15 protein-coding genes are annotated in these 20749 nt (G+C 46.5%); 4 read left to right on the forward strand and 11 right to left on the reverse strand.

The genetic code is table 11. The features are described 5' to 3' along the window. Window positions 1-4: 4 nt before the first annotated feature. The 3 genes from ABDW16_RS05920 to ABDW16_RS05930 form a co-directional block, all read right to left on the reverse strand. The gene (locus ABDW16_RS05920; protein WP_343668368.1) at window positions 5-3493 is read right to left on the reverse strand and encodes a TonB-dependent receptor; all 3489 of its coding nucleotides are present in this window, start codon (window positions 3491-3493) and stop codon (window positions 5-7) included. Between the two features lie 131 nt (window positions 3494-3624). Further along, window positions 3625-4623 carry a FecR domain-containing protein gene (locus ABDW16_RS05925; RefSeq protein WP_343668370.1) on the reverse strand — a complete coding sequence of 333 codons (999 nt, stop codon included), beginning with the start codon at window positions 4621-4623 and terminating at the stop codon, window positions 3625-3627. A gap of 60 nt (window positions 4624-4683) precedes the next feature. Next, entirely contained in the window at window positions 4684-5259 is a 576-nt protein-coding gene (locus tag ABDW16_RS05930) for an RNA polymerase sigma-70 factor (RefSeq protein WP_343668371.1), read from the reverse strand. Between the two features lie 377 nt (window positions 5260-5636). Here ABDW16_RS05930 and ABDW16_RS05935 point away from each other — a divergent pair, with 377 nt between their 5' ends. Both ABDW16_RS05935 and ABDW16_RS05940 read left to right on the forward strand, forming a co-directional pair. Continuing rightward, a complete protein-coding gene (locus ABDW16_RS05935) occupies window positions 5637-5876 on the forward strand; it encodes a hypothetical protein (RefSeq protein ID WP_116851416.1) in 240 nt (79 codons plus the stop codon). A 48-nt stretch (window positions 5877-5924) separates the two neighbouring features. Next, complete coding sequence (locus tag ABDW16_RS05940; RefSeq protein ID WP_343668373.1) at window positions 5925-6344, forward strand: hypothetical protein; 420 nt, start codon at window positions 5925-5927, stop codon at window positions 6342-6344. Window position 6345: 1 nt separating this feature from the next. Here ABDW16_RS05940 and ABDW16_RS05945 read toward each other — a convergent pair whose 3' ends face one another. The 3 genes from ABDW16_RS05945 to ABDW16_RS05955 form a co-directional block, all read right to left on the reverse strand. Beyond that, complete coding sequence (locus ABDW16_RS05945; RefSeq protein ID WP_343668375.1) at window positions 6346-8697, reverse strand: ABC transporter permease; 2352 nt, start codon at window positions 8695-8697, stop codon at window positions 6346-6348. A gap of 121 nt (window positions 8698-8818) precedes the next feature. After that, complete coding sequence (locus ABDW16_RS05950; RefSeq protein WP_343668376.1) at window positions 8819-9694, reverse strand: EamA family transporter; 876 nt, start codon at window positions 9692-9694, stop codon at window positions 8819-8821. 102 nt (window positions 9695-9796) lie between these two features. Beyond that, entirely contained in the window at window positions 9797-11242 is a 1446-nt protein-coding gene (locus ABDW16_RS05955; RefSeq protein ID WP_343668378.1) for a sialate O-acetylesterase, read from the reverse strand. Between the two features lie 60 nt (window positions 11243-11302). Between ABDW16_RS05955 and ABDW16_RS05960 the strand changes: the two genes are divergently transcribed. Further along, window positions 11303-11566, forward strand: a complete 264-nt coding sequence (locus ABDW16_RS05960) for a hypothetical protein (protein ID WP_343668379.1) — start codon at window positions 11303-11305, stop codon at window positions 11564-11566. A gap of 936 nt (window positions 11567-12502) precedes the next feature. Here the strand turns inward: ABDW16_RS05960 and ABDW16_RS05965 are convergent. The 3 genes from ABDW16_RS05965 to ABDW16_RS05975 form a co-directional block, all read right to left on the reverse strand. Next, a complete protein-coding gene (locus tag ABDW16_RS05965) occupies window positions 12503-15034 on the reverse strand; it encodes a DUF4965 domain-containing protein (protein ID WP_343668381.1) in 2532 nt (843 codons plus the stop codon). A 178-nt stretch (window positions 15035-15212) separates the two neighbouring features. Next, window positions 15213-16319, reverse strand: a complete 1107-nt coding sequence (locus tag ABDW16_RS05970; protein ID WP_343668382.1) for a glycoside hydrolase family 88 protein — start codon at window positions 16317-16319, stop codon at window positions 15213-15215. A gap of 20 nt (window positions 16320-16339) precedes the next feature. Further along, entirely contained in the window at window positions 16340-18412 is a 2073-nt protein-coding gene (locus ABDW16_RS05975) for a hypothetical protein (RefSeq protein ID WP_343668383.1), read from the reverse strand. A 120-nt stretch (window positions 18413-18532) separates the two neighbouring features. Between ABDW16_RS05975 and ABDW16_RS05980 the strand changes: the two genes are divergently transcribed. After that, on the forward strand, window positions 18533-19573 hold the full coding sequence (locus ABDW16_RS05980) for an isoaspartyl peptidase/L-asparaginase (protein ID WP_343668384.1): 1041 nt from the start codon (window positions 18533-18535) through the stop codon (window positions 19571-19573). A gap of 124 nt (window positions 19574-19697) precedes the next feature. Here the strand turns inward: ABDW16_RS05980 and ABDW16_RS05985 are convergent, their stop codons facing one another. Next, entirely contained in the window at window positions 19698-20030 is a 333-nt protein-coding gene (locus ABDW16_RS05985; RefSeq protein ID WP_343668386.1) for a DUF4870 domain-containing protein, read from the reverse strand. A gap of 159 nt (window positions 20031-20189) precedes the next feature. Next, complete coding sequence (gene yiaA / locus ABDW16_RS05990; RefSeq protein WP_343668388.1) at window positions 20190-20609, reverse strand: inner membrane protein YiaA; 420 nt, start codon at window positions 20607-20609, stop codon at window positions 20190-20192. Window positions 20610-20749 lie beyond the last annotated feature (140 nt).

A 20749-nucleotide genomic window follows, 5' to 3' on the forward strand; every position in this document is an offset into this window, starting at 1 on the left:
ACGTTTAAAATTTCAGGTCTATACCGAAAGAGAAGGTAGCTGCATTCGGATAGCTACGTCCTGCAATAGCATTGTAATTGGAAAAAGACAGCTTATCGTCGAACTGGGTGAACTCAGGATCTACGCCCAGGTCGTGGAAGCGGCGGGGAGTAAATGTGAGCAGGTTCTGACTGGTGAAGTAGATTCTGGCCCCCTGTACCTTTATGCGATCGGTAAAACGCTTAGGCAGGTTGTAGCCGAATTGCAGGTTCTTCAGGCGCAGGTAGCGGGTGTCGAACAGCCAGTAGTCTGAATAAGCGAAGTTGTTGGCATCGGCCGCCCCGATGGTGAGACGTGGATATGTTGCATCCGGGTTAGTCGGCGTCCAGCGATCCAGGTGTTGTACAAAGGCATGGTCTTCATTGTTATGGAATGCCTCTACGATATCGCCGCGCAGGAACTGGGAACGCTTGCCTACACCCTGCCAGAACATGGAGAAGTCGAAGTTGCGCCAGCTGGCACTGTAGTTAAATCCGAATGTATAACGGGGGAATGGATTGCCGAATACATAACGGTCGTTTGCATCGATAACGCCGTCTCCATTACGGTCTATGTATTTGATATCGCCGGGCATCACCTGTTGATTGTAGGCAAATGGCACTTTAGGTGCATTCTTGATATCGTCCAGGTTCTGGTACAGGCCATTGGACTTGTAGCCGTAGTAAGAAGCGATCGGGAATCCTTCTTTGATGATGTACGTGAAGTCAGCCCCCTGAATGGACTGTTCACCATATTTGATCACCCTGTTCAGGTTGTCAGATAAGTTGACGCCGAAAGTGTGGTTCACAGGGCCTGTTTTGGCGTGGTATGACAGGGCTATTTCCCATCCTTTGTTTTCCACTTTACCTACGTTCTGCAGGGAAGAGCCGATACCTGCTGTACCGGGTACCACCTGGAAAAGGTAGATACCAGTAGTCGTTTTATTGAAGTAATCGAAGCTTGCAGTGATCTTGTTATTGAAGAGATCCATATCCACACCATAGTTGCTCATGGTAGATATTTCCCATTGCAGGGTCTCATTGTAAGCCGAGAAATCAGCGCCGGGAGCAGGTGCGTTGTTGAACGCATACTTGCCGGAGTTGAGGGTCACGCGGGCCAGGTAATTAAAGCCTCCGATATTGGAGTTACCCACTTGTCCCCATGAATAACGCAGCTTGATGTTACCATATTTATCCCTGAAGTCCTGGAAGATCTTTTCATCTGTCACCCTCCAACCCAGGGAGAATGCAGGGAAGAACTGCCAACGGTGACCGGGAGCCAGTTTGGAAGAACCATCATAGCGCCAGGTAAATTCAGCGAGATATTTATCGTCGTATACATAGTTCACCCTGCCAAAGAGGGAGTTCAGTGCATAGAGGTTCGGGTTGGTGATATCATTGTAAGTACCGATGGTAGAATAGTCATAGCTGCCATCAGGCTTTGGAATATAGCCGCCACCGATAGCCCACTGGTCATCGAGGTTGGTGGTACCATAGCGGCTGGCTTTGATACCATAGAATTCATTCACCGCATCGCTGCGGGCGCCTACCTGTGCTTTTACATAATGCTTGCCGAAGGTATTTTCGTATTCAGCAGTTGCGTATACGTTCGTATTGTTATCCTTGTATTCAGATTCTGAATACTGGTTGTAAGTAGGCGGATTGGCAGTGGTATAATAGGAAGCGTAGCTGTACTTATTCACCCTGTTGATATCGTTGGTGATCGTGTAATTGCCAGAAGCGTTAAAGTTCAGCTTCAGGTGTTTCACAGGAGTGATTGTTACATCCAGCCCGCCGAGCAGGTTATCTTTTTCCACGAGGTCAAAGCCCTGCAAATCGAGCTGGGCGAAAACGTTGTTACTGTTCAGTGCAGGAACGACGTAGTTGTCCAGGGAATCTTTTACAGGATAGATACGTGGTGTACGCATCGCGTCGCGCATGAGGATACCAATGTCTGCAGACTGACGGCGGAAGAAGGATTTAGTGTACGCAATGTTTGCGTTTACTTTTACGTATTTGCTTACATCTACGCCCAGGTTGGCCCTGGCATTGTAGCGTTTATAATAGAAGTCCTGGTTCACGTATTTGTTCTGCAGCATGTTGCCCTGGTTCACGTAACCGAGGGAGATCAGGTAACTGCTGCTTTTGCCCCCGCCTGTCAGGCTTAAGCTATGGTTTTGCTGAGGGGTATAGTTACGGATCATTTCATCGATGTAGGAAGGATATGAACCTTTGCGTTTCCAGTAAGCGATTTCTTCTGGTGTGTACTGAGGTGTTTTACCAGAGTTCACCAGTGCTTCATCTTTCAGGGTCATGTACTCCCATGCTTCTACGTTGCGGGGCAGCGTGGTAGGTGTTTGCCAGCCATACATGCCGTTGTAGGTTACGGATGGTTTATCGTCTTTAGCACCCCGTTTGGTGGTGATATAGATAACCCCATTTGCAGCCTGGGAACCGTATATAGCGGAAGAAGCTGCATCTTTCAACACGGAGATGCTTTCCACATCGTAAGGATTCAGGTTTTGCAAGCCATCGCCGCCGGTCTGCACACCATCGATAATGATGAGTGGGGAGTTGCCGGTGAGACTACCTACCCCACGGATATTGAGGGTAAGTTTAGCCCCTGGTTCTGCATTTTGTTGTTGCAGAATGAGGTTGGGGGCAGTACCCTGGAGGGCCTGGAACATGTTTGTTACAGGGCGACCTTCAATATCCTTCGTCGAAATGGTATTGATAGCCGCAGTTACCTGGGTTTTCTTTTGTGAGCCGTAAGCTGTGATCACTATCTCTCCCAGGTCCTTGGAATCGGCAGTGAGCATTACGGTAATATTAGTTCTGCCATTGATACCCACCTCCGATGGGATGTAGCCAACGGAAGAGCAAACTAAGGTACCATTGGCTTGCCCAGCTGGGATCTTTAGCGTAAAAAAACCTTCATCATTTGTAGTGGTGCCGATGCTGGTACCTTGCAGACGTACATTGACGTTAGGGATGCCCACGCCCCTGGCGTCTACTACGCGGCCACCGACACTGAGGTCGTTTGCCTGGTAGGTAGCGGCGGGTTGGCGTCCCTGACGCAGGATGATTTTGTTATTGATTTTTTCGTATCGGATGTCCAGCGGGGAGAAGAGGAGTTTCAGCACATCGTCCAGCTGTTGATCCTTGACGGTAAGGGTGACTTTTTGCCCTGTTTTTACTTCGTCGTTGGAGTAGACGAAAACGAAGGGTATCTGGGCTTCAATTTTTTCCAGCACCTGTCCCAGTCCTTCATCATTTACCTGGAGGGAGATGCGGTTGTCTGTAGGCTTTTCGGCGGCATTCACCTGCTGTGCGCCTGAAAAGCGGCCAGTGTTGGAGGCGAAAGCCATCTGGGCGCGCAGATCGAGTATGTTCATGACGATCATACAGACGAACATAGGCAGGAAAAGGGAGCGGAAAGTAGCCGGAATAGTAAAACGTAGCGGTCTTTCTTTCATAACGCTATTTTGGTTTATGTGTGTATCAGTAATGTTTACAGTGTAGGGGGGCGGCTAAAAAGGGCTGACGTGGAAGCCCTTTTTAGTGATGCCTGTACCTTAACGTGAATTATGATGATGTTTGTTATTTGCTATTCACTTATCAATAATGTGCTATCAGTTATATTATAGTGGAATGACCTGGACCTGGCAAGGTAATACATAATATCCTGCAGGTTGTTGTTCTGGAATGAACCGGTGAGCCTGTAATGCCGTGGTGCATCATCGATGAAGGAGATCTTCTTACCGAAGGTTCTTTCCAGTTCAGTGCCTATTTCTTCCAATGTTTTATCTCTGAATACGAGGCGGCCTTCAGTCCAGGCTTTATCGTCTTCAGCAGCGGTTGGTTCTTTAATAATTGATTGCGTAGCGGCTGGCTGATAGATTACTTTTTCATCGGGTGTGATGAAGATAGTATCCTTGTTATCAGCAGGAATAAAGGCTACTTTACCTGTTTGTACGGATGTCTGGACAGCTTCATTATCATAAGCACGGATGTTAAAGGAGGTACCCAGTACATGTACGCTTCCTTTGGCGAGGTGGATGATGAAAGGCCGGCCCGGGTTGGGTGCGATATCAAAGAATGCTTCGCCGGTGAGGTAGACCTCCCTGGAGCTGCTGTTGAACACTTCAGGGTAAGTGAGTTTACTGTCTACATTGAGCCAGATCTTACTACCATCGGCGAGTTCTATACTCGCGCGGGTGGCTTTGCCATTCTGGCGGTGCAGCCATTGCATGGTGTCATTGACTGCTATGTGTGTAACAGGTGTGTGGGCTTTGTCTACGTACCATAGTCCCGCACCGAGTATTAACATAGCGGCAGCGGCGACACTGAGCCATTTCCACACAGTTGTTTTTGGTTTGAGTGTGGGGGTGGCATGAATGCGTGCCATGGTTTTTTGCAGGGCCAGCTCAGTATCCGCAGCAGCGTGATAAGGAGCTTCGGTGAAATAGGATTGTAACAGGTTAAATTGTTCCCGTAAATAATCATTTTCCTGCATTAGGACATCCAACTCCTGCAGCTCTTCGGCGGTAGCTTCTCCAGCCAGTTTCCTGGCGGCTAGTGTATTAAAAAGTTCATCGTTGTTCATAAATGAGGAGCCGGTTGTATGAGAAGGACAGATATATTTTAAAAACTACTTACAGGGAGATTACTTTTTTTTCACTTTCAACGAGACGAATGGACCAATCACTTCATTGAGTCGTTTCATCGCTCTGAATAATTGCGTTTCGACGGTGCGGGGCGATATATTCAATATTTCAGCCACGTCTTTATATTTAAACCCTTCTTCTTTGATCAGTTTAAACACGCGCCGGCACTGATCCGGAAGGCGGTTTACTTCCTGGTCCATTTTGAAGAGGATTTCCTTCCATTCCATGGTTTTTGCCGGGTCTGTGGTGGTCAGACCAGCTAACCCTGAATCATCATTCAGCGGTGTGATCCGGAGGTTGGAATATTGTTCCAGGTAATTAAGTGAATGATTTTTAACCGCTACGAACAGGTAGACTTCCAGGTTGGAGATGGCGCCGAGTTCAGTACGACGGTTCCATATTTTCACGAATACGTCGGAGACGATTTCTTCGGCAGCTTCGCGGGTAGACACGTATTGCATGCAAAAGTGCAGGAGTCGTTCGTAATAGTGACGGAATAGCGTGGCGAAAGCTTTTTCATCGCCATCATCAGCTATTTGCTGCTGCCATAAACGGATGTTTTCATTGTTGTTCATACCCTGCTGACAGTACAGATAATTTTTGCCCCTTTCATAATGTGGAATAATGGTAGTTAGGCCATTTGTAATAGGACAGATAAATTAGATAAAATACTTACAGGGAAGGAAAATATTTTTTTGAAGGGAGTTGCTTCGGTTTGAAGCCGGTTAATATGGCTCCCTGCCGGGTGCAGGAGGTTGGGGGTGGTTTACTCAATCCGGATTGAGTAGAAAACAGACAAAAGAATAAAACCCAAACCCTTTACCAGCCTACACTGCGGCAGGAATATCAGTCATTAATTGAAATGTTAATATAGTAAGAATTATATGTGTGAATCGGGGGAAAAAGCTTATCTTAGTATCGTTACCCAAAATTATCAAACTTCAAATGATTAATGTCGGCGATATTTAATACCATATTAGTGATTATAGCTGTTTTCAGCTTGCTGTCTACCTTAGCATTACCTATTATCAGTGCCTGGAGGGAATCAGCCAGGCTGAAGAAATATAACACCCATCCTCCGAAGGCTTTAGTATTGGAGGACAGAAGAGGAAAGGTAGTAGTACTTGAACTGGAAAAACAGAATGATGCACAAGAGATTCTTCGCACGATGGATGTACTACTAGGTAAGTGACCCAAATACCATAAATTCAATTCAATCCTATAAAACCATTTTCATTCCTTGGATCAAGCAAACTCATTGGTTGCTAACCCATCCACAGAGGCTCTCAATAACCAGCAACCAAGCTCTACATCTGCCAGTATAGCTGGCGCAAGCAGTGGTACCCTGCTCGTACTACTGGCTAATAATCTCCCTGACAATTATCCACTAAAGTCCTGGCTTGTTATTATAGCTCCTACTGTTTCAATAGCCTTCTCTTTAATCTGGAAATTCCTTATCCGGGAGAAGAATGCGTATTACAAACGGAAACGGGTAGTGAAATTCAAAAAACTCCTGTTACAGAAAATAGAAGCAGCATTAAGAGATGGGCTTATCTCTTCTGAAGAAGCAGCAGCACTGAAAAGGAAAATGATAGAGATCGAGCTGCAAAGTATTGACAACCTTGCTAACAAGATCAAAAACATTGAATTTGAAGAGTAGTCTATTCCGTTTGAATACTTTGGACCGGGTTGGTCAGCGCGGCGGTCATTGCTTTGTGACTTACGGTGAGCAAAGCTATGGCCACCGATGCGACAATCGCGGTCAGGAATACCGTTGCACCGACTTCTGTACGCAAAGTGAAGTTTTGCAACCAGTTGTTCATGAGCCACCAGCCAACTGGTGCGGCTATCAGGAAAGCTATGCCTGTTAAGGTGAGGAACTCTTTCCAGAACAGGTAGAGTATGTTCACAACCGATGCACCTAATACCTTGCGAATACCGATCTCTTTTTTCTTTTGCACCGCCATAAAGGAGACCATTCCGTATAAACCTAAACAGGAGATGAATATAGCGATGCCGGCAAAGAGCCTGTAAAGCAGGGAAAGCTGTTGCTCCTGCTGGTAATAGTTTTCCATTTGCTGTGTGAGGAAGCTGCCGTTGAATACATAACCGGGGAATGCTTTCATCCATTCCTCTTTCAGTACATCTACCATTTTAAAATCAGTGAGCCGCACGCAGGTAAGCCAGCAGGCCTCGCGCCAGGGCATGACTACAGAGGGGCGTATATGTTCTCTCAATGAATTGTTGGTGAAATCTTTTATTACGCCTACAATCTGGTGCCAGCTGCCGGTATTACCGATCCTGATTGTGTGACCGACAGCATTTGCCGGGTCTTTGTAGCCTAATTCCTTTGCAAAGGTTTGATTGATGAGGAGCTCCCGGATATTTTTACCATCCTGGTAGTTGTGGCCCGCTATGAGTTGCAGGCCGAAGGTGCGTACGTAATCGGCATCCCCACACCGGATGTCAATATTATAACTGCTGGGGGTAGCTCCCTGATCAAAATAAAAAACGTCCATCCAGTTGCTGGTGGCAGCGGGTGGCATATTGGCTAAAGTAATGCCGGTGAAACCGGCATATTGTTTTAAGCGGGTTTTGAGTGCATCAGCTGCCGCCAGATCGTAATTGCCAAAACCGGGAACAGTGTATACGGCTTCTTTATTAAAACCCAGATCAGCAGATTGCAACAGGTGTACCTGCTCCATGGCGACGATGGTGCCAATAATCATGATCTGGGAGATGGCAAATTGAGTGATGACTAAGCCACGACGTACGGAGAAACCACCGGGTTTGAATGCTTTGAGCGGTTGATAACCGGATACGATAAAAGCTGGGTATATGCCAGCGAATAAGGTTACAGAGATTAACAGGATGAATAGGAAAACAATATTTTCCATGCTAAGTACCTGTGTGGGTATGGGGGTAAACCCGCGTAGTGCGGGTAGGGAGAATTGCGCAATGCCGATGGCCAGTAGGATTGCAATGGTTACAAGGATAGCGGTTTCAAAGAGCAGGTCCCTGATGAGTTGTCTTCTCAGGCTACCTAATACTTTGCGGATGCCAATTTCTTTGGAGCGGATGGCGCTTTGGGCGGTGGTGAGGTTGATGAAATTGATAATAGCCATGAGCAGGATGAGCATACCGATGAAGGTAAGGGTGAGTAAACGGGCATGGCTGGATACGTGGGGGACGAGATAACTGAAACGGCTGTCAAAGTGATTTTCGCTGAGGGGGAGTAAGAGCAGTGTTCTTACTTTAATTATTTGATTGGCGAAGTGTTCCTTGCTGAAGGTTTTGAGGCGGTTGCTGATTTGTGCAGGGTCTGTATTTGGAGGTAATTGTACAAAGACCTGGTGCTGGCCGTTCATGCCGCTCCAGTCGTTTTTTACATAGCTGTAATCGTCGGGGTGCTGGCGGAGGGTTTCAAATGAGACTACCATGCGGAGGGGGAAATCGGTATTGGCAGGGGCGTTTGCTAAGATACCAGCTACTTTGAGGGGGTATTTATTATCCAATGTGAGTACCTGGCCGAGGGCTTTTTGCCAGGTGCCGAAGTATTTTTCGGCGGTGGATTTGTCTAAGACTATTGTATTGGGAGTTGCTAATTGGGATGGATTACCGGAGAGCCATTTTTGGTGGAACAGGTCGAACCATGCTGGTTCTATAAAGTAAGTGTCACCATCTTCCCTGAAACGGTTTTCGCCTGCGGCGAATTGAGCACCCTGGATAGCTTGCAGGGTGGCTACTTTTTCCATTTGCGGGAATTCCGTTTTTAAGGCATCAGGCACACCGGTGGATACGCCGGAGTTGTATTGTACACCTGTGGAGTAGTCGGTTTGGGTGACGATGCGGTAGATGTTTTTGTAATTGGGTTGCTGGGTGTCGAAGCTGGTTTCAAAGCGGATGATCATGAATACGATCACGGCGGCAGCGATGCCGATGGCAAGGCCGGCGATGTTCAGGAGAGATGCTTTTCTGAAACGGAGGAGGCGGCGGATGGTGATTTTCAGCATGAAGAGGGGGCAGCAGGAATGGTGCCAGCGGGGAGTTGGGTGATAGTCAAAGGGTTGTGAGGGATGGGTGTCCGGTTTTGAGCAAAGTGATGTCCGGTTGTGGACGTGTAAAGATTAATAATCACTTTTTCGCCGCAAACTTCTCCCGCTGCCCTAAATACAATCCCGCTATCACTAGGATGGTTCCAACCCAGGTAAACCAGGTAATCGCTTCATGTAGTAAGATAGCTGCATAAATAAAACCGAACACGGGGCAGAGGAAAAGCCAGAGCGAGGCACGTACGGCGTCTCGCTTTACCAGGTAGAAAAAGAGTTGTAATGCAGTGACAGAGACAGGAAGTACCAGCCATAAAAGGCCACCCCAGAAATTGAGGTCGTATTTAGTGGTAGAAAAATCGGAAGTAAAGCAGGTAAAGGGCAATAACAAAAGCCCACCCAAAAATACCTGCCAGCCATTGATGACGAGATTCGGTAATTCCCATTTAATACGGGAATAATAAACAGTAGCGACCGAGACGGATAGCATGCCTGTGAGTAGTATAATCAGTCCGGCTACTGAGCCATGGCTTTGAGCCAGTAACGGATAAGTAGCTACTGCAACACCGGATAAACCCAGGAACATACCAATGAGCTCATACCACCTTAATGGTCGTTTGAGCCATAGCGCTGATATTGCCATGATGAATAAAGGGTTCGTTGCAGTAGCCAGGGTGCCGATACCGGCAGATACCGATTTCATGGAAATGACATATAAACTCAGGTATAAGGTAGTATTGAGAAAGCCAAACGTGAGTAGCTGCCTCCACTCCTTTCCTTGCGGCATTCTATGCCTGCCTTTCTGAATGAGATAAGCAAACAACAACATTCCTCCTCCTGCGAGGAAAAAACGGAAGTTAGCTAATATTAAAGGTTCTGCTGACCTGATACCAATCTTTGTAGCCACGCTGGCGGAAGCCCATAGCATAGCGAATAATACACCGAATACAACTTGACGCATCTTGATTAACCCTGGTTACGGCACCAAAGGTAACATCTATGTTTGGAAAGGCAGCATACCTCCGTGCTGCCATTCCAAACATATGAAATGACATTTTGCCCCTTACTTCCCAAATGTCACGCCTTTCCAGTCATCCGTCCGGAAAGGACTTGCCGGTAACCCTGCGCCATTGTACAGATTACCCCCGGGATTATTGGCCCAATTATACCTCACCGCCACAGGATGTGGCACCTCTTCACTCCATACTATTACCTGGCTCCCTTTGATCGTGGCCTGTGCCCAATGGAATTGCCTGTCTTCGCCAGCGATAGCAAAACCTTTTAGGGAGCCACTTTGCCTAGCCTGCAACCCATCGTTGGTATATTTAAAGCTCAGGGTAACTTTATTTCCTGTGATCTGTTTAGACACATACACCGGTCCGGAATAAGGGATCTTTTCCCCATACACCTGTGCTCTTGCTATGAGAGACAGCCTGCGCCCTACTTCCTGTTTATTCTTAGGATGGATATCTTTCGCATCTCCGATATCAATAGCCGATGCCATGCCTGTGGCTGGTAGCGATAAAGTCTTTAATTGTGCCTCACGCAGTTCTGCCCAGTCAGACTCCACTGGCTGCGCATCTATATCTTTGAAGTTAGCCAGCTGCACAAAATAAAAAGGAAAGTCTCCCTGCTTCCATTGCTTCCGCCAGTCTTTGATCATGAGTGGAAACAATTCCCGGTATTGATAAGCCCTGCCGGCATTACTCTCGCCCTGGTACCAGATCACGCCACGAATAGTGTAAGGAATGACCGGATGAATCATTGCATTATATAAGAGGGTGACTTTATTAGGATTAGAAGGGGCCTCCGGCGTGGGCAGTTGTTCGTACTTCTTCACAGAGTCTGCAAATGCAGGCATTTTCTTCAATGATTCCCCACTCGTCCACGCTTCGGCTACAGTACCTCCCCACGAAGTGAGGATGATCCCCACCGGTACCTGCTCATACCCATTAATTTCGCGGGCAAAAAAGTACCCAACTGCCGAAAATTCCGGTACGCTCTGCGGGGTACAGGCCTGCCACCCACCCTGCAGGACGGTTGCGGTATCTAATGGCACGGTGCTGGTTGCACGCTTTATCATCAGCAGTCGGATGTTGGGATAGTTCGCTGCTTTGACTTCCTGTTCAAAGTTGTGGACCTTGCCCCAACCCTGCAGCGGCATTTCCATATTAGACTGACCGGAAGCCACCCACACTTCACCAATTAATATATTATCAAGATGAATGGTGTTCTTACCCTTTAACGACATTTCATAAGGGCCACCGGCAGGCATTGCAGGTAATGTAACCTGCCATTTGCCTTTTTCTGTTGCAACAGTTTTAACTGATTTTCCTTTGAAAGTTACTGTTATGGCTTCTCCTTTATCGGCCCATCCCCAGATGTGTAACGGCTTATTGCGTTGCAGAACCATATTGCTTCCGACCAAAGCAGGTAATTTAATATCAGCATAACAAAAAGTAACAAATAGTGATAACACGGTGGTAATGAGGAACGTGGATAATCGCATGAAGTGAGTTTTTAAATGATCTGTACAAGTTACAAAAGTTTGGCACGAAATTTTTATAACATGATTTATAAAATTGAAACTATCATGGCAAACGGTATCATCACTTTCGAATTTGACATCAAAGCGCTTCACTATTTGAATTCAAATAGCCGCTTTATCAAAGCAACTGCAGATGCCAATGGTAATATCGACATTGCAGCAGCAGCTTTACAATATTATAATACAACCAATACTCATTTCGATATGGAACTGGAGAGCGAAGAGGATGTGAATAGGTTTAAACATGTGGCACGTCGCTTCTTCAGCGGGTTTAGTGAGAACTAAGATATTTTGCGTGTAGCGCAGGCCGCTTTCATTCCATTGTAACTTCCAGCACTTTCATCCATCTTACCTCCGAAATTTCATCCATTCTCCCCCCGGTTTTTCGTCCATTTCTACCCTGAAATTTTTATCCATTTCAGCTTAGTCTTCATCCAATTGCTCACCCCGATTTTTCATCCGATTGGTAATGCCTCAATGTTCATTGTTTCCCCATTTCGTTCATTGTTCCCCAAACCCCAAACATTCCTTATTCCATCCATTTTATTTCCTCAATAGCATCCATTTCCCAAAAAAGTGAGTAGCCTGCGAATATTCTTCGCAGGCTCTTTTTATTTACAGGCGGTCTGGGAATTGGCCGGCGGCAGCAAGAAAGAGGCGCTTATTTCGGCTGATGCCGATGCGGTCGGGGAGTAAAAAATTCCTTGAGAAATGGTGTGCAACCTGCGAAGAATATTCGCAGGCTCTTTTTATTTACAAGCGGTCTGCGAATTGGCCGGCGGCAGCAAGGAAGAGGTGCTTATTTCGGCTGATGCCGATGCGGTCGGGAGTAAAAATTCAGAGAAATGGTGTGCAACCTGCGAAGATTCCTGAAAAACGAAAACCGGCCAACCCGGCCGGTACATGTAATGCTGTAGGTAAAGGGATAAAATAAGATTTTAAAAATGAAAGGTCGCCAGGAATGACAACCTTTTTCTACCATATCCTAATAAAAACCAAGCTCTTAACAGTATATGATCCTATTCATATACTTATATATTAAATGAATTATTTCAGATTGCAATTTGGCAATAGAGAAGTCCGGAATAGTATACCATTGTGTGATACAAATATAAACAAGCCTCCAATGGGGACGTGTAGTACAATTACTACACCTTAAAAACAAAGGTGGGGAAGCCTGTAGAACGGCCACCCCACCAATATACGGCTGATTACAACCAATTATTTACTCAGTTTCTTTTCCAGCATTTCCATAAAATATCCCCCTACCACACTTCTCGCCTGGAATCCCACCATCTTACCATCGGTAGTCTCGTGCCAGTCGGAAATAGGCACTCGGCTAGTGGTCTCCGTTGCATACTTATACACCGGAGTGATCAGCGCATCAAAATCTGCCTGGTTGTCGGTCAATGCTGCAGTCCATAAAATCCAGTCAGATTTAGTGTAAGTTTTACGGCTATCCAATGGTAAGCCAAAATCTTTCTGCTGCGTCAGGTAGTACCTGATTTCCTTATCGTATACTGCCTTAGGAAACAGGTCAAGACCTAATACCTTGTCCCAAACCAGGTTGTACTTCTGGCTCCATGTACCTTTGCGTTCAAACGCCAAAGTGTAGTGATCACCGTCATCTGCCAGTTTCATCCAGTTAGGCACCATGTTTTTAGCTGCAGTTCTGAATTTATCCGCAGTTGCTTTCTCGCCCAGCTGATCAGCCAGCATAGCATAACAACCGAGACCTACGATTGCTTTTACAGAGAGGTTCGCATTTCTTGCCAGGTGACCAGCAAAATCGTCGGTACACAGCTGGTTAGCAGGATCAAAACCTTCTTTCAGCAAGTAGTCAGCCCAGGTAGACAGGGTCTTCCAGTGCTTTTTGGCATAGTCAGCATTACCTTCTGCTTTTGCGATAGCCGCAGTCAGGATGATCATGTTGCCTGATTCTTCTACCGGCATACCTTCGCCATATACCTGGCCATTTGCCAATGGGTATGTACCCAGGTCATGGGCAGCATATGGTTCAGTGTATTTGCCACTTTCGCTGAAATAGAAGATACCATTTGTCATACCCTTCATCAGATCAGGATTGTAAATCAGGAACAAGGGAGCTGACGGATAAGTTACATCCACTGTATTGATACAGCCATTGCTAAAGTTCTCTTTGGAAAGAAACAGGATCTCGCCTTCAGGGCTCTTCACCAGTTTGTGTGCAGCAATGCTCTGGCGGTAACCGATTACGCACAGTTTAGCATAAGTGTCGCCACCTGCTTTGGTCGCATCTGCATATAACTGTTTGTCGAAGGTGTTGCAGCGCGCCAGGATAGATCCGTAGTCTTTGCTGGCGGCAGCCAGTTCTTTTTCGATTGTGAAGGTGTCATCCTTTTTCCACCATGGACGGAGGTTAGTACCAAAGTACTGGATACTGTAAATATCATCGTAACCAACCAGGATCACCTGTTCTTTAGATTCAGCGCCTACTTTACCCAGTTTCACTACAGTGTTCAGCATCAGTTGCTTGCCCCTAGCTACGGTTTTAGGTTTTCCTACAAAGGAAGCAATGGCATCGCCATCTGTAGTTACCGTCTGGGTAGCATTGGCTTCTTTAGGTACTGCTACATACAGGTACCCCCAGTCAATGCGGAGGTCATCTCCTTTCTTTGCCAGGATAGCCTGTTCTGTAGTACCTGTTTTCAGGATAGACAAACCATTGCTGGTGAGCTGCTGTGCAGTCACTTCCTGACCAGCGGTGTTGGTAGCAAGGGCAGAACTGGCACCAAAGTACACCTGTACATCGTGCTGTGCACCATCGTTAGACTGTACCTTGTAGCTAATATAAGATACCGGGCGAGACAGCAGGTCCAGGTCCTTTAATAGTAAAGGAGACAGGAAGTTCAGTGTCAGGTCTACCTTGCCACATGTAAAGGTGTAAGTAGTCTGGGTGGCAGTCAGCTGCACGCTTTTCTGTACTGCTGTCCTGATATTATCCGCCAGTGCGTTCTTTGGTTTTACGGAGATCCCTGCATCGAGGTAAGCACCGCCCTGGGTATTGGTAACATGTATGGCCAGTACATTTTTACCTTTTTTCAGGAGCTTTTTTACATCATCGCTGATAGGGAAATATTGTGTGTGGTTCAACCAACCTTCGTAACTATACGCTTTTGTACCATTAATATATACTTCTGCGTTATCGTCGTGATTGATCTTCAGGAACAGTGGTTCTGCAGGAATATTAGTCAGGTTGAATGAGCGGCGTACCCAAATATCGCGGGTATTCCACTGTGTACCTGACATGTGCTTGTCGTTGGTAAAAGGCGCTTCGCCGGTCTGCCAGTCTTTATCGACGAAAGCCGGAGACATCCAGTCAGCAGCAGGGGCTGTTTCTGTAAAGGATACCGTGTATTTCTTTTCGTCGGCTGCGGGTACGATCCCGTCAAAATGTTCACCTTGTTTACCGAGTACGCGGTAAGTGGTGCCATCCACTTTTACCATGCCTACGATAGGTTGTTCTGCACCTGTCCAGTGGCGGGTGGCAGAAGCGGTAAGATCGTCCGAAGCTGACCAGATGCTGAAATAAGGATCATGTGTTACCAGTGGATAGGCAGGAGCCTGTTGTTGCTGCGCATGAAGTTGCTGAGCGAGCAACAGCGCGGCAAGTCCCAATAATTTGTTCATGGTTTTGTGGAGCTTTATTTTGATTAAAATATACGCGAACGTGGACGCAGCGCCATTGCTGGCGGCGGAAGTGTTGAGACGCATAGACCTGAGTTTGAGTAATGACGTGGTTTCTCTTACTACACTTTTTTCATTCACACGGGGTGAAAAATAGGGATTTTATTCTAAATAAAGGTAGTTGGTACGCTTAATTTTTCTCATAAATACGTAAAAGCCTCTTCTGCCAAAGGCAGAAGAGGCTTTTGCAGGGCTGCCTGGAGATTTACTTTAATTTGTAAATCTCGCTACCTGCGAGCAGGAAACATCCCAGCCCGTAATCTTCAAAATCAGGAATTTTATCAAAAGTAACCGGCTGACCATCTGAAGGTTGCTTGCCAGTGCTCTGCACAAATCCCAGCATCCCGTTATCATGTACACAATCTTTCACCAGTGCATTCCATGCCTTTACTACCACCGGATAGTAAGTCTTTTTATCCAGGTAACCTTTACGGATACCCCAGGTGATACCATATACAAATAAGGATGTGCCAGTCAATTCTTTGCCACCATAGTTATTGGGATCGCGCAGGCTCGCATTCCAGAAGCCATCTGTTCTTTGCAGGGGTAAGAGGGCCGCAGACATTTCCCTGAAGTCATCCAGGAAGATCTTATAATAACGGGAGTTTTCAGGCAGCTGTTCCATCGTTCTTACCAATGCGGCCAGTACCCAGCCATTACCACGGCTCCAATAGCAGTTCTGGCCGTTAGGTTCTTTGTAAGGAGGAATAAAGTCCTTATCTCTCCACCACAAATGTTCTTCCTTGTTGTACAAGCCGTTCTTCGTCCACTCATACATCTCATACATGCGATGAAAATACGCCGTGTCTTTATATATCTTACCCAAGCGCGCCATTACAGGCATTGCCATCTGGATTGCGTCAATCCAATGCCAGTCGTCTATTTTAGATGTTTTCAACATCGTATCAATAGACGCTTTGATATTGGCAATGCGTTCCGGCTGCTTGTCTATCAGGTACAGGTCAATGTACGTCTGCCCACAATCCTGATCATCTGCATTGCGGGTTTTAATGCCATTGCGAAGGTTCCAGTTATGTTTTTCACCCCACTGAACAGCATAATCATAATAGGCTTTCTTTGGATCAATACCATACAGCGCCATGAGTCCTTCATAATACACACCACGGGTCCAGATATTAGAGGGCCACGTTTTATTCAAAACGATCTCTTTCCCCGTATCCGGCCACTTCTCCATAAAATATTGATTCGTCTTCGTCATCGCAGCCAGCGTGGCCTTCTTTGGAATGAGCGTTTGCTGTGCCTGGGCACCGACGGCCAACAGCATGGCAACGAACAGGAAATACTTTTTCATTGTGGATATATTTTAATTGATCAGGGCATAGGCTGCAGGCCTTCCCATTTTACTTTCCATTTACCATTTTTAGGAATACCCGGTTCTTTGATGGTACAACCATCGTAACCTGCACACATCAGGGCCACCGCTGTTAATAACCCGCCATTTCCTGGAAGGTACAGCCGTAACCGGTCATCCTGGTAGTTATGGCCATTGGGCAACCAGGTATTGGTCCTGATATTCATAAACAGGGCGTCTATGGCTCTTTCCGGTTGCCCCAGTCTTACTGCCGTCATGCAGGTAAGGGGAAAATCCCATCCCCAGGTATCTTTCCAATCCCAGCTGGTCCATATTTTATCGAGGGTATGATGCATAACAGCCGTATCCAGGGCAGGACTGGCAGGCAGCATGCCCAGGGTACCCAGTACGGCAGGATGATCTGTCATGTATGATGAGCGGGTATAGCTATCCGGGGCACTTTCAGCAGCCAGGTATACGCCTTCCTGCTGTGGCAGTGGCGATAAGCCCTGCAATACTTTATCCCATTCCGGGTTGCGGGGCAGGCCAGCTCTTGCTCTCCATAATTGAGCAGTTTGCAGGCCCCATCGCCAGTAAGCCAGTTCGTATGTTGGATTATAAGTCTCTTCCGGTTTAAATCTTTCCTGTGCAGGAATCAGGCCTTTGCCTAAAATATAATGGTGGGTGGCACTGTCATACCACGCGTAAGAAGCCATAAAATCGGCTGTGGCAGCAACCAGCGACTGGTACTGAGCCAATACCTCCTGGTGCTGGCGATACAGTAACTCTGCCATGTAAATGAAATGTGGCTGTTGCCAGATGAGGAAGGCTCCTATAGAAGAAGGGCTTTCATTCCCTTCAGGGTCCGTCATCTTTTGCCAGCGAATACCTTTGTATCCCTGCCTTTGTGCAATAGCGCGGGCTTTGCCGGCAACTGTCGCGTACCATTGCAGGCTCTTTTCCATCAGGTCTGCCCTGCCCCAAAGGGCAAAATGAACGGCGTGCCACCAGTACATTTCCAGGTGGGGTTTGCCATACCAGCTATTGTACGTCAGCCCTGTTTCCTGTGGCGGCATATAGCCAGCACATTGCACCGCCATGAGGTATTGGGAAAGGATAACCCTCCTTTCCAGCTCAAAAGCGCGGGGATCTGAACTACCGCTGAAATCAACTGCCCCGCCCCTTTTCCAGAATGCCTGCCAGTATTGGCCGCTGGCATTTTCCGTTTGCGCAAACGAAGGAAGGTCGTGCGCTTCGTGAGGAGAAAATTGAATAGAGATCTCCTCGCCAGGGGTAAGCAGGAACTCATGGAGATGAGGACTGCTGGTATTTACAGGGGAATAATTCAGGTAGTAATGGGTTGTATCTAACTCATGGATGATAAGACCGGGTTTAATAACAGACGATTGATGCCTGTCAGGATGCAGGTAGTTTGTACCTGCATCTGCAAATTCGCCTGTGGGGTAAGGAAGGCGGATACGGATTTTCAGGCGGCCCTGCTTTACAAGCGGGGAAATGACTTTGATGGATACGAGGTCCTTTTGCGGATGTACGACTGTGCGGACTTTTACAGGGACACCCTCCACAGTAAAGGCGCTACGGATCTCGCCATTCCAGAGGTCCAGTACCTGGTGTACCTGTTGGAGATCAGCGAGGATGGCCGGCTGTCCATTCTTTTTCAGGATCTGGAAACCCACATTTCCCAATTGTAAGCGGTGTACATTCTGGCGGAAATAATCGACGGCCGGGGTATTTTTCTTTTGCACCGCATAGGTAATATCGCGGCCATGGAGGTGATAAGGCTGGTAGGCGTCATCGATTTTATATGCTGCGGCATTGGGAAAACTATGCCATCCCCAGCCTGACTGGGTACCCAGGGGAATGCCTTTGCTATATGCTTCGGGAAACGTTTGCAGGCCGGTGACATCGACAGTAAATGCAAAGTTACCGTTGCCCAGCGTCAGTGCCGCGAGGGTATCTGCCTGGTGCAGGATCACGTTGTGCCTTTCAACCAGCGCCTGGCGGTTGATAGGTGTTTGTCCACACACAATACTGTATGTGCAGGTCAACAGGAAAGTAATATAGTTTTTCATCCGTGGAATACTTAAAAATACGTTTTTATGGAAACGTTTGCATAAAAAGTTGACTTTTCAAATATGCGAAATGAAGAGAGGAAAGGTATCCTATGCTGTCTTTTTACTATTTTAGCTAATATGAAAAAGTTACTCTTGTGCTGCCTCATGCTGAGTCTGAAGGCAGTTTGCTATGCCGAAGAAGGTACCCCACCACAGGAAAGATATATTTTAGTAATTCATGGTGGTGCTGGTACTATTACCAAACAAAACATGACACCTGAAAAGGAGGCTGCCTACACAGCGGTGCTGAAAGAAGCCCTGATTGCTGGTTACAAACTCCTGAAAGCCGGCAAAAGCAGCGTTGATGCGGTTGAAGCTACCATCAAAGTGATGGAAGACTCTCCCCTCTTCAATGCGGGCAAAGGTGCTGTATTTACCCATGATGGAAAAAACGAAATGGATGCGGCCATCATGAATGGTAAAACCCTGCAGGCAGGGGCTGTAGCCGGGGTGACCACCGTAAAAAATCCGATCGCTGCGGCAAAAGCTGTGATGGAGAAATCTGAACACGTAATGCTGGCAGGTCGTGGAGCTGAGCAGTTCGCAAAAGATGCCGGCCTGGAAATCGTGGACCCTAAATACTTCTGGACCCAGGAGCGATGGGATGCCCTGCAAAAAGTGCTGAAAACTGATTCTACCAAAACAAAGCTGGATCACAGTTATACGCCAACTGGTAAACTGGGTATTGAAAATGTGGACAACAAATTCGGTACAGTAGGTGCCGTGGCCCTGGATAGAAATGGTAACCTGGCGGCAGGAACGTCAACAGGTGGTATGACCAACAAAAAGTACGGCCGTATCGGTGACTCTCCTATCATTGGTGCAGGTACTTATGCTAACAACAAAACTGCCGCGGTGTCCTGTACCGGCTGGGGAGAATATTATATCAGGGATGTAGCAGCTTACGACCTTTCTGCCATGATGGAATACAAAGGCATAGGTCTGGATCAGGCAGCTAAAACGGTGATTGAGAAAATCGGCATCCTGGGGGGTAGCGGTGGACTGATTGCCCTGGACCAGGCAGGTCATGCGGTAATGCCTTTTAATACAGAAGGTATGTACAGGGGTACTATTACTGAAGACGGGCAGATTGATATTGAGATTTACAAGCCACAATAAAATGCTGAAAGACTGACTAACAGGCAAATAACACCTTATTAGTCAGTCTTTTTATGCTTTCAAAAGGATAGTTAATCCGGGTTTTTCAACAATGATTGGGATTAATTTTTTTCTGAAAACATACTTAGTTCAGAAAGCTGAATTTGTTTTCGAAGACTTTACCAATTAATGGTACGGGTCTCTGTGCTTCGTTCGAAGCAGTTATTATTCCAAATATCAGCAGAATCAATGGAAGAAGGCCGGCTACACTCAAGACTAATCCCAGGGAAGGGATGATTCTTGCGACGATGTTTACAATAATTCCAATTGCAAGACCAGCGATAAATACGCCTAAGCCCTGTGCAAGGTGGTAACGTACCAGCGGTGAACGCTCAGGAGTTTCCTTATATTTAATGTATGCAACTACCCAACCAATTATTGTACAGTAGGCGACGATAGCTAATGTTTTGTCCTTCATGATATGATCATTTTTTTGTGATTGATGATGTCACAAAAGTATTTCCCCCAATCATGTACAGCTATTTTTGGCCTACTACGGAAGTACTACAAGCGAAAAAAAAAGCGTCTACGAAACAACTACAAGCGCTACAATCAATTCAGGATCAGAATATTAAAACTATGCCTCTTTATTAATATCAATACTTTCTACCTTTGCTGCCTGGCTATCGCGGGTATTTTTCTGCACTGCGATCGCACCAAAAATGCTTAGTAAAAATGCAAATGCGTAGAATCCTTTTTCGCTGGGCAGCAGGGTGGCGTTCCATAATCCGACAGCCAGGAGGATCAGGCAAAGTAATGTAGACACCCAGCTAATACCATAGTAAATGTCGGTAACGGGAATTTTCTCTAACCTATCCCTTACGCATTTTTGTACTGATACCCCTGCAAAAAGGCCGTACATGAGCACGGTAAAATAGTATCCCTTTTCATTTAGCTGCATTTGGGCATTCCAAAGGCCAACGATGTAGCCAAGAACTCCAACAAGCAACGCAACCCAGGATGCGGCAACAAATGCCATCGACGGTTTTTGTTTCATTGTATCGGTAAATTTCTATATAAGATACAAATTAACCCCAATATTCAAGGGTCAGAAATAGCTGAATTCAGGGATACAGTTATAATATTATGAAAATCAAGCTACTCTAAAGTAAGGGTTTTAAATACTCATTCTATTTT

This window comes from Chitinophaga sp. (assembly GCF_039596135.1).
Classification (GTDB): domain Bacteria; phylum Bacteroidota; class Bacteroidia; order Chitinophagales; family Chitinophagaceae; genus Chitinophaga.

What these genes read in the sequence shown, in the direction of transcription:
- ABDW16_RS05955 (WP_343668378.1), bottom strand. Translation starts at nt 11,242, where the DNA reads ATGCGATTATCCACGTTCCTCATTACCACCGTGTTATCACTATTTGTT.
- ABDW16_RS05985 (WP_343668386.1), bottom strand. Translation starts at nt 20,030, where the DNA reads ATGAAGGACAAAACATTAGCTATCGTCGCCTACTGTACAATAATTGGT.
- ABDW16_RS05945 (WP_343668375.1), bottom strand. Translation starts at nt 8,697, where the DNA reads ATGCTGAAAATCACCATCCGCCGCCTCCTCCGTTTCAGAAAAGCATCT.
- ABDW16_RS05930 (WP_343668371.1), bottom strand. Translation starts at nt 5,259, where the DNA reads ATGAACAACAATGAAAACATCCGTTTATGGCAGCAGCAAATAGCTGAT.
- ABDW16_RS05950 (WP_343668376.1), bottom strand. Translation starts at nt 9,694, where the DNA reads ATGCGTCAAGTTGTATTCGGTGTATTATTCGCTATGCTATGGGCTTCC.
- ABDW16_RS05970 (WP_343668382.1), bottom strand. Translation starts at nt 16,319, where the DNA reads ATGAAAAAGTATTTCCTGTTCGTTGCCATGCTGTTGGCCGTCGGTGCC.
- yiaA (WP_343668388.1), bottom strand. Translation starts at nt 20,609, where the DNA reads ATGAAACAAAAACCGTCGATGGCATTTGTTGCCGCATCCTGGGTTGCG.
- ABDW16_RS05935 (WP_116851416.1), top strand. Translation starts at nt 5,637, where the DNA reads ATGTCGGCGATATTTAATACCATATTAGTGATTATAGCTGTTTTCAGC.
- ABDW16_RS05965 (WP_343668381.1), bottom strand. Translation starts at nt 15,034, where the DNA reads ATGCGTCTCAACACTTCCGCCGCCAGCAATGGCGCTGCGTCCACGTTC.
- ABDW16_RS05980 (WP_343668384.1), top strand. Translation starts at nt 18,533, where the DNA reads ATGAAAAAGTTACTCTTGTGCTGCCTCATGCTGAGTCTGAAGGCAGTT.
- ABDW16_RS05975 (WP_343668383.1), bottom strand. Translation starts at nt 18,412, where the DNA reads ATGAAAAACTATATTACTTTCCTGTTGACCTGCACATACAGTATTGTG.
- ABDW16_RS05925 (WP_343668370.1), bottom strand. Translation starts at nt 4,623, where the DNA reads ATGAACAACGATGAACTTTTTAATACACTAGCCGCCAGGAAACTGGCT.
- ABDW16_RS05920 (WP_343668368.1), bottom strand. Translation starts at nt 3,493, where the DNA reads ATGAAAGAAAGACCGCTACGTTTTACTATTCCGGCTACTTTCCGCTCC.
- ABDW16_RS05960 (WP_343668379.1), top strand. Translation starts at nt 11,303, where the DNA reads ATGATTTATAAAATTGAAACTATCATGGCAAACGGTATCATCACTTTC.